The sequence below is a fragment of the Henriciella mobilis genome, from assembly GCF_003576315.1.
In the GTDB taxonomy this organism is placed as follows: domain Bacteria; phylum Pseudomonadota; class Alphaproteobacteria; order Caulobacterales; family Hyphomonadaceae; genus Henriciella; species Henriciella mobilis.
This window is the reverse complement of sequence record NZ_QWFZ01000016.1, coordinates 51,422-65,059: the sequence shown is the minus strand read 5'-3', so window position 1 is coordinate 65,059 and position 13,638 is coordinate 51,422. Positions and strand designations below refer to the sequence as shown.

The window sequence follows — 13,638 nt, the reverse complement described above, 5'->3', positions numbered from 1 at the left end:
CCGGCAGGACTGCCTGAAGGCTGCTGCATTCGTAATATCGATTACAGATTGCAGCTTGATGACACTAATTTGTCGACAAGCCCGTCATTGTTAGCCCCACGCACCGAAGGCGTGACAATTGGCGACCGAAATCCGCCGTACAAGTTCGCCCGAGAGACGAAGCGGTTCGATGATTTCCTTGTGGAGCTGATCGTAGCCGGCCGCGCTTGACCGGGCCTGCTCATAGCCCTGTTCTGACACACCGGAGATCAGGGCTGTATCGTCACGGGACGCAGGATAGATGGTTTCGAGCATGTCCACCGCGTCGTCGATCTGCAGATTGAGCACCAGGCCGACAATATCCTCGAGGCTGGTGTCATGCCGGGTGGAGAGGTTCCGGAGCCGCCCGACCAGGCTGAGCGCATACATCATCACGGCTTGCCGGATGCCATGCAATGCATGGGTTTCCAGACGCGCTTCATGGCGCGCCTCGACGGATGGTGCATCGTCGAGCGAGGCCAGCAGCTGGTCGAAATGAATGAGATCGACCGCCAGCATGTTCGTGATCCGCTTTATGCTGGTATTGGTCTCGTAGCCGGTAAGCGATTGCGCCACGCGGCGCAGCGCGTCGTCATGTTTGATCCGGCCATGCTTGGCGAGGGCCAGCCACACTTCCGGGTCGTAGACATTCGCATAGCCGCGTAGCGAGGGCAGGCTGGTCAGCATGCGGGCCTGCGTCGCCAGCAGGACAAGCGCGTGCAGGCGTGGCGAGGCGTTGATGAGGTCTTTCAGTCGCTCGGTCTCGCGCGGCATGGCCGAACCGATCCCGCAGGCCGAGTTCAGCGGAACGCCGAGCTGCTGCAGCATCGCATTGTGCGAGATGGCGCGAATGGAGGACGGGCCGGAAATCCCGCCTGCGCGCTTGACCGGCCTCGACCCGGCCTTGACCAGGAAACCGGACGCAAAGCCGCCCAGAAGCTTGGCATAGTCGCTTTCGCCGAACAGCGTCTCATGCCAGCTGCGCAGGGCGCGATAGGTGTCCCAGACAAAATCCGTATGTTCGTAGAACGGGTCGTTGCTGGCACTTTCGGTCGGCGAAAGGATGTGTTCGCAGAAGGCGGCATAGGTGGCCTGCGAAAGTTCCGGCGTGCCGAAATGCATGAAGCCGTCGCCGCCCTGAAAGCTGACCTCGTGCATCGGGTGCAGGCCGCGCCGCACGAGGCCCGCCCGGTTCCAGCGGGTCAGGAGGTGATCGAAGCGCTGCTCGAAACTGCCGGGATAGGCCCCGCGGCCCATCGACTCGCCGTGCGTGTTGAAGAAGAGCAGGCCGACGCCAGGCAGCTTTTCACCGAGCGCCCGGCCGATCAGATTGTGAATCCGCTCGATCGCCATGTTGCCGGCGATCTGGCCGATGAAGCGGCCGGAGTCCGAAAAGCCGAGCTGGATGGAGAGATAGCCGCGCGCCTTCACATAGTCGATGAAGGCCGGCTCCTCCAGCAGGCGTTCAACGAACCGTCCGCCGGTTTCAAGCGCTTCCGGCGTCTCGAAGAGTGGTGAGATGTCGAGCGCATGGTCAACACCATACTGGCGGGCCAGATGCAGGGCGCCCATGACGGTTGCGGGATTCTCGCTTTCGGCGATCAGGAACCGGATCGGGGAGTCCGCATCGATATGTTTCAGGATCTGCGCGCACATCATGAACTGGCGGCGCGCGGTCGACTGCTCGAGGAACAGGTCGGCAAAGTTCACCGGGCGGATCTGGTTTGAGCCGGCCATTTCCGACAGCTGGCTCAACGCCTGGCGCCCAAGGTCATTGTCCTCGGTCTCAAGGTTAAGGTCACGCGAGAGGACGGTGCGCACTTGGGCAGCGTTGACCCGCAGGTGGATGCGGGCGGTGCCAAGGTGCAGGGCCTCGACTTCCGCGCGGAGCACCATGAGTTCGGCAGCAGCCGCATCGGGAGTTGCCGCGTCTGCGATCAGCGCATCGAGCGCCCGGGTGATTTCGGCGGAGCTCACCAGCTTGTCGGCGCTCTCGGCGGTGAGGAAGTTTGCGGCATCGACCAGGATTTCCGGATCGAAAAGGTCGCCCTCGAACCGCTTTGCCGCCTCGGCTGTGTGGGCGCGGGCGCTGGCGAGTTTTGCGCGCAGGTCCGAGAGCTTGTCGGCAGCTGCCACCTCGGTAAGGCGCGACTCGTAATAGCCGAGCTGGGCTTCCTTTTCGTGCAGGCGCAGCGCGATGGATTGCGACCAGTGAATGTCGGTCCGGCCGTCCAGGTCATAGCCGACCCAGCTCGCAATCGTCGGCAGCACCGGGCGCAGCGCGCGCCACTGATCCGGGAAGGCCTTCTGCGCGACTTTGAGGACGCGGCCGGCATAACTGCGCGCCGCATCGCGGGCATTGGCGATGGCCAGCTGGGCTTCTTCATGTTCGCTCAGCAGGGTGATCTGGTTCGGCCAGTCCCGGTTCGGATCGTTGGCAGCGGCGCGCAGGTCATCCCGGCTGGTCTCGTCATCGCTGGAGACATACGCGGCGAAGGCTTCCCGCAGGGAGCGGGACAGCGCGAAGGTCGGGTGGGCGGTGAAGACGATCCCGCCATGCGCCTTGCACGCGGCAGCGGTGAAAGCGTCGAGGCCCTCGCTGGCAGCCGCTTCAAGCCGGGCTTCGACGGTGCTCCACGGTGCGCCGCCGCCAACCTCGGCATGCTGCTTTCGGAACCGTTCGGCGCGGTCGCAGAGCAGCTGGAAGTGGATCGTATCGACAAGGCCGGTCAGCTCGTCCAGCGAGTGCGCGCCCGTATCAAGGTCCTGCAGCAGGGCCTGAGCCAGCGAGAAGACGGAATTGGTCAGCGGATCGGTATCGATCTCGCCCGCATAGCCGCGAAGCCTGTCGAGGAAGGCGTCTAGGTCGAGGGGCACGGGCGATGTCGTCTGGCCGTTCACGTCTGGCATCCGGTCTCCATTGAGTTGGTCGGGCAAGCATTGCCGCTACGTGACCCAGCAGTGCGTCGATGAGTGCAAAGCTGTCAAGCGCGGCGCCCGCATGGCTGTCCTGAATAACCGGGTGCGACCAGTTTGGTTGCACGACAAGAGGCTGGTTCGGAGGATTCTGTCTCCTTTCGCGATTGACGCCATGTCAGCATGGCGCTTCAGGCCAATCCATGGCTGTATAGGGTAGAAAAGCCCGCAAAGACGGGGCCGGAAAGGGGAGGATTAGATGCCCAGGCTGAAGCAGGTCGCCCGCAAGGATGCCGATCCGTTTGCGCAGAAACTCTATGACGTCCTGTTTGGCGACCGCGATCCGGTCGAGCAGCCAGGTACCGCGACAGGCACGCCGGGCAACTGGTGGACGGTGTTCGCCCTGGTCCCCGATGCGTTCAGGCATACGACGGAAGGCTTTCAGTTCTACCGGTCGAAGAACCGCAAGATCGACCCGAAGCTGCGCGAACTCGGCCAGATCCGGGCCGGTTGGGCGCGCGGGTCGCAATTCGTCTTCTCGCAGCATTGCAAGGCCTGCCGCGATGTCGGCCTGTCGGAGGAGCAGATCGAGGCGATCCCCCACTGGCCGGTCGCCGATTGCTGGTCACCCGTCGAGCGGGCCGTGCTGGCCTATACCGATTGTCTGGTCCTGCAGGGCGGACGCGTGCCCGATGGAATTTTTGACGCCCTCAAGGCGAACCTGTCGGACGAGGAAATCCTCGAGCTGACCTATGTGACGGCGACCTATGATATGCATGCGACAATGAGCCGGGCGCTGCGGCTGGAATATGACGATGTCGATGAGCGCATTGTCGAAGTCCCCGCGCCGGACGGATCGAGCGACGATGTGATGAGCATGGTCGACGACAAGAAGAAAAGGGAGGACTGAAATGGGCTATCATCACCTCGCGCTGGCGGCGCGTGACATCAAGAAGCTGCACGCCTTCTATGAGGGCGTGATGGGTTTTGAGCTTGTGAAGGTCGAGGTCGGCCCGTCACCGGGCGGCGGCTGGGCCAAGCACTTCTTCTACCGGATGGAAGACGACAACAAGTTCATCGCCTTCTGGGAAATGCACGACATGCCCGGGACGGAGAATTTCGAGTCCAACATCTCGAAAGCCGCCGGCCTGCCGGACCATATCAACCACATCTCCTTCGACGTGGCTGATGAGGCCGACTATGAGCGCCGCAAGCAGCAATGGCTCGGCGCCGGGCTGGATGTGATGGAAGTCGACCACAACTGGTGCAAGTCGATCTACACCAAGGACCCGAACGACAATCTCGTCGAATTCTGCCTGACCACGGGCAGCTTCAGCGAAGAGGACCGCAAGACGGCCCTGGCCGAGCTGGAGACCAAGGCCCCGAACTTCTCAAAGCCGCCGGCGAGCATGCAGGTTCACAAGGCAGAAAAGGCGGACGCCTAGAGCGACAGCCCGCCATCGACGATGAGCGTATGGCCGCACACATAGGCGGCGAGCGGTGACGCCAGGAAGATCGCCGCGCCCGCCATGTCGGACGGCTCACCGGCCCGGCCAACCGGTATGGCCCGCAGGGCACCTTCCATGCGCTTGGGGTTTTCCGTCGTCACCTTGGTGAGCTTGGTATCGACCAGCCCCGGCGCGAGGCCGTTCACGCGGATGCCGTCGCGCGCCCAGGCCTGGCCCAGTGTCTTGGTCAGGCTGATCGCCGCAGCTTTCGAGGCGGCATAGGCCGGGTTGCCAATATTGGCGCTGAGGCCGGAGATCGAGCTCACGATGATGATCGAGCCTTTGGTCTTCATGAGCATGTCGTGAAACTTGCGGGAGATGTGCATCAGGCTGTCGATATTGACGCTCATCACCTTGTCCCAGCCCGGCCGCTCGAATTCGGCGCGCTTGTAGGCCACGATACCCTGGCTCTGCACGAGCACATCGAGCGTGTCGAAGGTTGCCTTGGCCGCTTCGATCTGGTCGGGGTCGCCGACATCGACCTGCGTATAGGTGAGGCCTGACAGGTCGCTGCCGTCTTCGGCGCTATAGTCGCTTGCGCTGGCCCGCGTGCCCCAGACGTGCACATCGGCGCCGCGCGCCTTGAAGCCATGCGCGATACCGTTGCCGATGCCGCTCGAGCCGCCCACGACAAGCACAGTCTTTCCGGTGAAATCGGTATCCTCAACCATGTCTGGCCTCCCTGATTATCCTTTTTTTTGAAGTCGTAGCGTGTGTAGCCGTGGCTGACAGCCCGTCCCGCAGGGGCAGGGTCCGCTAGACTGCCCCCTCGATCTCCACACGCCGGCCGTCCACGCGCGCCTGCACACCATAGATCTCGGCCATGCGCGCGGCAGTCAGTGTCTCTTCCGGTGCACCATCGGCGACAATCCGGCCTTGCTTCATCCAGATCATGCGCGAGGCATATCGCGCCGCGAGCGTGATATCGTGCAAGACGACAAGCGCTCCGCCACCGGCGGCGACGAAGTCGGCGATGATATCCATGATGCGGAACTGGTGACGCGGATCGAGGGCTGCGACCGGCTCGTCGGCGATGAGTAGCGGGGCCTCGGCGGCAAAGGCGCGAGCGCAGTGGACGCGGGCAAGCTCACCGCCGGAAAGCGTATCGGTCTGGCGCTGGGCGAGGGCGGTGAGGTCGCAGCGCGCTATAGCGGCGTCGACGGCGGCGGCGTCCTCGGCGCTCAGCCGGCCCGGCGCGGCGCCATAGGCGTAACGGCCGAGCGAGACGACATCGCGCACCGTATTCGGCCAGGCCAGCGGGCGCTGCTGTGGCAGGTAGGCTATGTGACGGGCGCGCTGCATGGGCGAGAGGGCGGCCGTGTCGGAACCGTCAATCGTGGCGCGGCCGATGACTTTTTTCTCCAGGCCGAGACTGGCCCTCAGCAAGCTGGTCTTGCCCGCGCCATTTGGGCCGAGCAAGGCGACGAACTCACCCGGAACGAGGCGGATGCTGGCGCCGTCGACCAGGCGCTGGTTGCCAGCCTCGACGCTGAGGCCATGGGTGCAGAGCTCAGCCATTCAGCGCGCGCCTCCTCATCGCGATCCAGACGAAGGCGGGTGCGCCGATCAGGGCGGCCACCACGCCGAGCTTCAGCTCGTTCGTCGTTGGCATGAGGCGCACACCAATATCGGCAAGGACGAGGATCAGCCCGGCCAGCAGGGCGGACGGGACAAGCGAGCGGGCCGGGTCGTGGCCGACGAAGGGGCGGACAATGTGCGGCGCGACAATGCCGACAAAGCCGATGGCACCCGCGAGCGCGACCGATCCGCCAGTTGCGATCCCCGCGCCGAGGACGGTGAGGATGCGCTGGCGGCGAAGGTCTAGACCGATGCCGCTGGCCGCTTCCTCTCCAAGGGTGAGGGCAGACAGGCCGCGCCGCGACGCAAGCAGGATGACCGCGCCAGCGAGCAGGAAAGGCGCGGCAAAGCCGATCTCCCGGAAGCTGCGATTGGCGACCGAGCCGAGCATCCAGTTGATCATGTCGGACAGGGTGAAGGGCGTCGGAGCGAGGTTCATGAGCAGGCTCATCGCCGCGCCCGCGAAGGACGAGATACCGACGCCGATCAGGATCAGCGTGACGACCGACCGGGTGGCGATGGCGGCAACGGCGATGAGGGCCGTCGCGATCAGAGCGCCGATGATGGCCGCGAGCGGCAGGACCCAGGGCGAAAGCGCTGCGAGGCCGTAATAGAGCGAGAAGGTCGCGACCAGCGAGGCTGAGGCCGACACGCCGAGTACGCCCGGTTCGGCGAGCGGATTGCGTAACAGGCCCTGTAGCGCGGCCCCGCTGAGGCCGAGCGCGGCACCGGCGACGTAAGCCGCCAGAGCGCGCGGCAGGCGGATCGACCAGACGACCAGTTCGTCGCTGGCATCGGCGGCGCCGAACAGGGCGGCCAGGACGCGCCCGGCCGGCATCGGCGTCGAGCCGAGCAGGCAGGCGGCGAAGATCGCCAGAATGGATGCGCCGATCAGGCCGGGCAGAAGAAGGCGGGAAAGGCTCATGGCGCGCCGCCTTCCGAGAGCGCTTCGATGGCATCAATCAGGAACCAGCCGCCGCAGGCTGTCCAGGCGCCCTCCAGCTTGACGACCGGCCTTTGCTCTAGCTGCGCGCGCGCAATCGGATGCTTGGCGGGGCTCCAGGCGTCCGGCGTCTCCAGCCCGTTGCCGAAGAGGGCCGGGGCGACGAGGTCTGGCTGCTCATGCGCAAGGCGTTCAAGCGGGATAGGGTGCCAGCCGGGCGCCTGCTGGAAGTTCTCGTAACCGGCAGCCTGCAGCATCTGGTGGACGAGCGAACCGGGGCCGGTGGTGACCCCGCCTGTCGTCATGTAGAGCGCCGAGCGGCCCTCGCCTTGCGGCTCGATGGCGGCGAGACGGGCCTTGAAGTCGGCGACGAGCGCTTCGCCGCGTTTACCCTGGGCAAGCCCGTCAGCCATGTGCTGGATGACGCCGGGGATGGACGTCATCCCGGCGCCATCGATACTCGACGTCCAGCCGACATTCAGCACGGGGATGCCGGCCCGCTCGAAGAAGGCTTGCGCATTCGGTCCGCCGCCATAGGAGCGCACGATCAGGTCCGGCTTCAGGACAAGGACGTTCTCCGCCGTCGGCCGCACAGTCGGCAGCCCTTTGGCGGCATCGCGCATATAGGAGAAGTCCTTCGATGCGTCTGGCGACAGGGCAAGGACCTGCTCGCGGTCGGCAAGATTCAGGACGTACTGGTCGGCACAATAGTCGAGACTGACGATCCGCATCGGCTTGTCATTGGCCCGCACCTGCTCGGCCCGCGTTGCGCCGCAGGCAGCAAGCCCGATCAGGCCAAGGATGAGGAGCGCCAGTCTCGCCATCGCCTATCTTAGCCTCAAGCCGATAAAGGCGCCTGCGCCCGGCCCGCGATAGCCAAAGACGTCGGTGACCTCCTCGTCGAACAGGTTTTCCCCGCGCAGCGTGATGGCCAGGCGCTCGCTGACCGGGATTTGCGCCGTCAGCGAGGCCAGGACGTAGGCGTCCAGCGTCTCGCGGGTAGACGGGAAGGTGCCGAAATTGAAATCGTCCTGCTCGCCAACATAGTCGAACGCGGCGCCAATACGCAGGCCGCTGTCATTCACCGCCCAGTCAGCTGCGAGGCTGGCCGTGTTTTCGGGTACGCGGATCTCGTCGCTGCCATCATCGGACTCGCTGGAGAGGCTGGTGAACTGGCCGGAAACCGAGAGGCTATCTGTCGGCGTCCAGCGCGCAGCGAATTCGAGGCCGGAGCGCTTGCTGTCGCCGGCCCGGTTGGCTGCCGTCGACCGGAAGTCCGGCGTGTAGGCAGTGTAGATTTCGTCTTCAAGCTCGGCCTCGAACCAGGTGATGGAGCCGCTGAACGTCTCCCAGTCCTGGTCCCAGCCTATTTCCCAGCTGGTCGACTTTTCCGGCGTCAGGTCCGGATTGCCGACAAAGCTGTCGGGATAGAAGCCGAAGAGTTCAGTGAAGGTCGGGTTCTTTACCCCGGTTCCGACAGAGGCCCGCGCGCGGCCGCCGAAGTCGAAGAGCCAGGCCGCCCCGGCCCGCCAGGTCTCAGCATCGTCGAAACGGCCATCATTGTCGTCGAACCGCGCGGAAACCTTGGCCCGCAACCGGTCCAGCTGCAGCCGGTACTCGCCGGCCACGCCGAGAGTTTCGAAGCTCTGGCTCTGGTTCGGGTCGCCAAAGGCAAGGTCAGTGGAGCGGCGCTCATAGTCTTCCTGCTCATAATCGAGCAGGGCGCTGAAGGTCTGGGTGAAGCTTTCGCTGCCGGTCGAGACCGAGGGGCTCCAGGACAGTTTGGTCCGTTCGCCAAGGGTTGAGTCCGTATAGGTGCCATCGGCGCGGTTGGTCCGGTCGACGCGGTTGAAACTGGCGCCGAAGCGGTGGCTGACCGGGCCGGTCTCGCCCGAAAGAGAGGCGCCGAGGATCGACTGTTCGCTGTCGGTTTCGCGGTCGACATTGTCCAGGAGACCGTCGAAATCGGTGTCGCTGTCGAACTGGGAGTCCGACTCCCGGTAGGTCGCGAGGAGCGAAAGGTCCCAGTCATCCGGCAGGGCGATGGCGCCGCGCAGCAGCGCCGAGCCGCTGGCCGAGCCGTCTTTCTCGCCATCGAGGCCGGCGCTGTCGACGCCGTCGGTTGCGAAGCCGGCGACCGAGCCGCCGACGCGGAACGGGCCATCGCCCGCGCTGAAGCCGGCTGATCCGCGGACGGTCCCGCGTGAGCCAGCTTCGGCTTCGGCGTCGAGGCCGTCCTGACCGGAGGTGTAAATGCCGATGACGCCACCAATCGCGTCCGAGCCATAAAGCGAGGACTGTTCTCCGCGCAGAACTTCGATGCGGGCAATGTCGAGCCCTGACAGCAGGCCGAAATCGGTCTCGCCGGTCACCGGGTCGGAGAACTCGATACCGTCAAGGAAGACAAGGGTGTGATTTGCCTCGGCGCCGCGGATGCGGACCTGCGTCAGCCCGCCGACCGAGCCGGATCGCGAAACGCCAATGCCGGGCGCGGCGCGCAGCTGATCGACCGCGAAAGGCGTGGCGCGAATGGCAAGATCGTCTTCATCGAGGACGGTGACATCTTCGGTCAGGCTGTCATCGGCGACGGGCCTGAGCCCAGATACGGTCACCGTGTCCAGCCTTGTTTCGGCCAGCGTCTGGGCTGAGGCAGTTCCGGAAAGGACAAGCATGGCCGATCCGGCCAATAATGAGGATCTGAACAATCTTCATACTCCGTTTTGCGCGCCTTGCGGGCGCGCCTGATGCAATGCGTGACTGGACCTCATGAGGGCGCAGCCGGCGAATTGTCGTGAAACGGAGAGTGCTCCGCCGCCCGCTGGCTATCCCCGGCCTTGGGCAAACGACGCGATGGCAGGTCTCCTGGCTCGCCGATCAACGCTTTCTGGCCGCCTTCCCGGAGCATGGGGCTCCAGTGGCATGAGTGGCCATCAGCTCCTGGCTGACAGTTGCGGGTACAGCGCCGGATTCGAACCGGCTTCCCTCTTAGCCCGCTGTCGGGCGGGCACCATCTGATCTGCCTGATGTTTCAGGCGGGCGGTTGTGTCAATAGAGTGCCGCAAGGGAAGCGACTTCGCCAGCGCCCGTCGACCGATGCTCTGCGTCTTGGAAATTAGATTAAAATTCATCCATTCAACTGAACCATAACTCCATCTCTGTGTGCCATATCGGGTCGTAGCGAAATGACCCAAACGGGCGGCAACACGGGTGAAGATGATGGCGAAGACAGTCCTTGTAATCGACGACGATCCGACGCAACGCAGGCTGATCCAGGCTGCTGTCGAGAAGGCCGGCTTTGCCTGCCGCACCGCGCCGGATGGCGAGACCGGCTTCACCGCAGCGACCGAAGCGGGCGCCGATGTCATCCTGCTGGATCTCACCATGCCGGGCCTTTCGGGGATGGAAACGCTTGAGCGCCTGTCGGAACGCGTTCCCGACGTGCCGGTCATCATGCTGACGGCGACGTCCGGCATCGACACAATCGTCACCACCATGCGCGCCGGCGCTGTCGACTTCATCGTCAAGCCGGCCAATCCGGAACGTGTGGTCGTCTCGATCCGCAATGCACTGAAGATGTCGTCGCTGACCGGCGAAGTGAAACGCCTGACCCGCAAGACCGAAGGCGGCATGAGTTTCGACGACATGATCGGCTCGGCGACCGCGATGCGCCAGGTGATCCGCCTGGGCCAGCGCGCGGCGAGTTCGGACATTCCGGTGCTGATCCTCGGTGAGAGCGGTGTGGGTAAGGAAGTCGTCGCCCGCTGCATCCAGGGCGCCTCCGACCGTGCAGGCAAGCCGTTCGTGACCGTCAACTGTGGCGCGATCCCGGAGAACCTGGTCGAGAGCATCCTGTTCGGCCATGAGAAGGGCGCGTTTACGGGCGCTGTCTCCAAGTCGCTTGGCAAGTTCGTCGAGGCCGATGGCGGCACGCTGTTCCTCGACGAGGTCGGCGAACTGCCGCTCGACATGCAGGTGAAATTGCTGCGGGCGCTGCAGGAAAGCGAGGTCGATGCTGTTGGCTCGCGCCGCCCGACCAAGGTCGACGTCCGGATCATCTCGGCGACCAACAAGGACCTTGCAGAGCAGGTGAAGTCCGGCGGCTTCCGCGAGGACCTCTATTACCGCCTCAACGTCTTCCCGATCGACATGCCGTCCCTGCGCGAGCGCAAGGATGATGTCCCGGCCCTCGTCGAGCACTTCATCTCCCGCTTCAATGCGTCGGAAGGGCTCAACATTGCCGGGGTCAGCGAGGAAACGCTTCAGGTGCTTTGCGCTTATGACTGGCCGGGCAATGTCCGGCAGCTGGAAAACGCGGTCTTCCGCGCGATGATCCTCTGCGAAGGCAATGAGCTTCTGCCGCACGACTTCCCGCAAATCTCGGGCGTCATGCCGGAAATGGCGGACCTGCCACCGGTGCCGCAATCGGCAAAGCCGGCGAATGACCAGTCGGAATATAGCGAAGCCCCGAGCCCGGTCGCGATCAAGGACGGCACAGGCGAGCTGCGCACCCTGTCGGAAATCGAACGCGATGTGATCGAATATGCGATCGACTTTTATCAGGGCCACATGTCCGAAGTCAGCCGCCGCCTCGGCATCGGCCGTTCGACGCTCTACCGCAAGCTGCGTGAGTATGAGCTGGAGCCTGAAGCGAAGAAGGTCGGCTAAACGTCCGGTACAGATCTATCGGAATTGGCGGTGCGTTCTGGCGTGCCGCCATTCTAATTGCGGCTATTGCATTTCAATGCCGCAAGAAACGGGTGGCGGCGCGCCTTTGAACGCGCCACATTCGGCCCATGACGACGACGCTTTCATCCCTTTCGGAGCGATCGGCTGCCTATGAGCGCATGGCCGAAGCCCTCGAGCACCTCGGCGATACCTGGCGCGACTGGCCGGACCTGACCCAATGTGCCCGCGCCATGGGCCTCTCGCCGCACCACTTCCAGCGCGAATTCACACGCTGGGCCGGGGTAAGCCCGAAACAGTTCCAGGCCGCGCTGGCTCATGCCGAAGCGGGAGACCTGCTGAGGCAGGGGGCGAGCGTCATGGATGCGGCGTTTGAAGCTGGCCTGTCCGGCCCATCGCGCCTGCACGACCTCTTCATCGCGCATGAAGGCTTAAGCCCCGGAGAAGCGAAAACCGGCGGAGCGGGCGCGCAGCTGACGATTGGCGAGGCGCCGACGCCGTTTGGTACCGGTGTCTTCCTGGTCTCGTCCCGGGGGCTTTGCGGGCTCGGCTTTGCCGATGATGCCGCCGCGTCGAAGACCGGCTTCGAACATCCCGGTTATACAAAGGACGCCGTGCTCGCGGACCTCGCCAGCCGCTATGAGAACGCAGAGACGCGGCGCGACGACGCCGAGGCGGCCCGCTGGGCGGCCCGCATCTTCCAGTCCGATAAGCCAATTCCCGTCGCTCTCTACGGGACGCCCTTCCGCCGCCAGATCTGGCGCGCCCTGCTCGACATCCCGGCCGGCGAGACCCGGACCTATGGCGAGGTGGCGGCCGCTGCCGGCCAGCCAAAAGCGGCGCGGGCGGCTGGTACGGCCATCGGGGCGAACAACATCTCCTGGCTCATCCCCTGCCACCGCGCTCTTGCTTCGGACGGAAGGTTACATAATTACCATTGGGGTGTGGCGCGCAAACGCGCCATGCTGACATTCGAGCGTGCCCACGCGGCCTGACGCCTGTTCCGGGTGACGGCGCGCGGCACGCGCCAGAGACCACGGGACCGGAGATGACACTCACAATCTATGCGCTAATGTTTGCGGCGCTGGGGATCTGGGGGGCGTACCTGCTAATGAAGTGGCGCGAGCTGCCGCACTTCTCCAACGCTGTGTACAACTCGATGCGCGAAAAGGGCCTGTTATCGGAAAAGGTCGAACGCGAGGACTTCCAGGAAGCCTTCATCAAGTGCGAAGCGCCGCTCGCCGCGAGCTATCGCTGGTTCGCAGCGCTGGTCAGCCTGTCGGGTCTGCCCATGCTGGTGTCCGGCTTCAACTTCCTCTGGGATTCGATCTGGCGGTTCAGCGGCGCACAGCCGGGTCCGCTGGAAAGTGGCTACATGTTCCACATCTTCATGACCTTTCTGGTCGTGATGGGTGTGGTGGTCGGTTTCCTTTATCTCGTGACGTCCCATTATTACAGGAACGCGCCGCCCTCGCTGAAATCCGAGATCCGGCGGCTGGAAGGAGACCAGGAATGAGCGTTGAATACCTGCACACCATGATCCGTATCAGTGATGTCGATGCCGCTTTGAAGTTCTTTTGCGACGGCCTTGGCCTGCAGGAGGTTCGCCGCGTCGACAATGAGGGCGGTCGCTTCACGCTGGTCTTTCTTGCGTCGCCTGAAGATCTTGCCCGCTTCCAGGCCAATCCGAGCGACGAGAAGGGCTTGCCGCCCGGCCTGCCGATGATCGAGCTGACCCACAACTGGGACCCTGAAGAGCTGGAAGGCGGGCGCAATTTCGGCCACCTCGCCTACAAGGTCGATGACATCTACGCCGCCACCGAGCGTTTCCAGAAGCTTGGCGTCACCATCAACCGCCCGCCACGTGACGGGCGCATGTGTTTCGTGCGTTCGCCGGATGGCATTTCCGTCGAGCTGCTGCAGAAGGGCGACCCGCTGCCTCCGAAGGAACCATGGGCCAGCGCCGAGAACATCGGGACGTGGTGAGCGGAG

General features: G+C 64.3%; 12 protein-coding genes and 1 riboswitch. Of the genes, 6 read left to right on the top strand and 6 right to left on the bottom strand.

Annotated elements, in window-relative coordinates; genetic code table 11:
- Positions 1-90 precede the first annotated feature (90 nt).
- Complete coding sequence (locus tag D1227_RS08945) at positions 91-2,928, bottom strand: phosphoenolpyruvate carboxylase (protein WP_119404559.1); 2,838 nt, start codon at positions 2,926-2,928, stop codon at positions 91-93.
- 265 nt (positions 2,929-3,193) lie between these two features.
- Here D1227_RS08945 and D1227_RS08940 point away from each other — a divergent pair, with 265 nt between their 5' ends.
- Together D1227_RS08940 and D1227_RS08935 are read left to right on the top strand one after the other, a co-directional pair.
- The gene (locus D1227_RS08940; protein WP_119377405.1) at positions 3,194-3,844 is read left to right on the top strand and encodes a carboxymuconolactone decarboxylase family protein; all 651 of its coding nucleotides are present in this window, start codon (positions 3,194-3,196) and stop codon (positions 3,842-3,844) included.
- A gap of 1 nt (position 3,845) precedes the next feature.
- Positions 3,846-4,379 carry a VOC family protein gene (locus tag D1227_RS08935; protein ID WP_119377404.1) on the top strand — a complete coding sequence of 178 codons (534 nt, stop codon included), beginning with the start codon at positions 3,846-3,848 and terminating at the stop codon, positions 4,377-4,379.
- Here the strand turns inward: D1227_RS08935 and D1227_RS08930 are convergent.
- From D1227_RS08930 to D1227_RS08910, 5 genes are all read right to left on the bottom strand, one after another.
- The gene (locus D1227_RS08930; protein ID WP_119377403.1) at positions 4,376-5,113 is read right to left on the bottom strand and encodes an SDR family NAD(P)-dependent oxidoreductase; all 738 of its coding nucleotides are present in this window, start codon (positions 5,111-5,113) and stop codon (positions 4,376-4,378) included. The two genes, D1227_RS08935 and D1227_RS08930, sit on opposite strands and share 4 nt — an antisense overlap.
- Positions 5,114-5,198: 85 nt before the next feature.
- Complete coding sequence (locus tag D1227_RS08925) at positions 5,199-5,960, bottom strand: ABC transporter ATP-binding protein (RefSeq protein WP_119377402.1); 762 nt, start codon at positions 5,958-5,960, stop codon at positions 5,199-5,201.
- Positions 5,953-6,945, bottom strand: a complete 993-nt coding sequence (locus D1227_RS08920) for a FecCD family ABC transporter permease (RefSeq protein WP_119377401.1) — start codon at positions 6,943-6,945, stop codon at positions 5,953-5,955. Before D1227_RS08920 ends, D1227_RS08925 begins: the two co-directional genes overlap by 8 nt.
- Positions 6,942-7,787 (bottom strand): ABC transporter substrate-binding protein, encoded by an 846-nt coding sequence (locus D1227_RS08915; protein WP_119377400.1) that lies wholly within the window; start codon positions 7,785-7,787, stop codon positions 6,942-6,944. Before D1227_RS08915 ends, D1227_RS08920 begins: the two co-directional genes overlap by 4 nt.
- A 3-nt stretch (positions 7,788-7,790) precedes the next feature.
- Positions 7,791-9,635: a TonB-dependent receptor plug domain-containing protein gene (locus D1227_RS08910; protein WP_233350093.1), complete on the bottom strand. Its 1,845-nt coding sequence runs from the start codon at positions 9,633-9,635 to the stop codon at positions 7,791-7,793.
- 163 nt (positions 9,636-9,798) lie between these two features.
- A riboswitch (cobalamin riboswitch) is annotated at positions 9,799-9,990 on the bottom strand.
- Positions 9,991-10,179: 189 nt separating this feature from the next.
- Here D1227_RS08910 and D1227_RS08905 point away from each other — a divergent pair.
- The 4 genes from D1227_RS08905 (at position 10,180) to D1227_RS08890 (ending at position 13,632) form a co-directional block, all read left to right on the top strand.
- Positions 10,180-11,628, top strand: a complete 1,449-nt coding sequence (locus tag D1227_RS08905; RefSeq protein WP_119377398.1) for a sigma-54-dependent transcriptional regulator — start codon at positions 10,180-10,182, stop codon at positions 11,626-11,628.
- Between the two features lie 128 nt (positions 11,629-11,756).
- On the top strand, positions 11,757-12,641 hold the full coding sequence (locus D1227_RS08900) for a methylated-DNA--[protein]-cysteine S-methyltransferase (RefSeq protein ID WP_119377397.1): 885 nt from the start codon (positions 11,757-11,759) through the stop codon (positions 12,639-12,641).
- A gap of 53 nt (positions 12,642-12,694) precedes the next feature.
- Positions 12,695-13,162: a hypothetical protein gene (locus tag D1227_RS08895; RefSeq protein ID WP_119404558.1), complete on the top strand. Its 468-nt coding sequence runs from the start codon at positions 12,695-12,697 to the stop codon at positions 13,160-13,162.
- The gene (locus tag D1227_RS08890) at positions 13,159-13,632 is read left to right on the top strand and encodes a VOC family protein (protein ID WP_119377395.1); all 474 of its coding nucleotides are present in this window, start codon (positions 13,159-13,161) and stop codon (positions 13,630-13,632) included. Before D1227_RS08895 ends, D1227_RS08890 begins: the two co-directional genes overlap by 4 nt.
- Positions 13,633-13,638 lie beyond the last annotated feature (6 nt).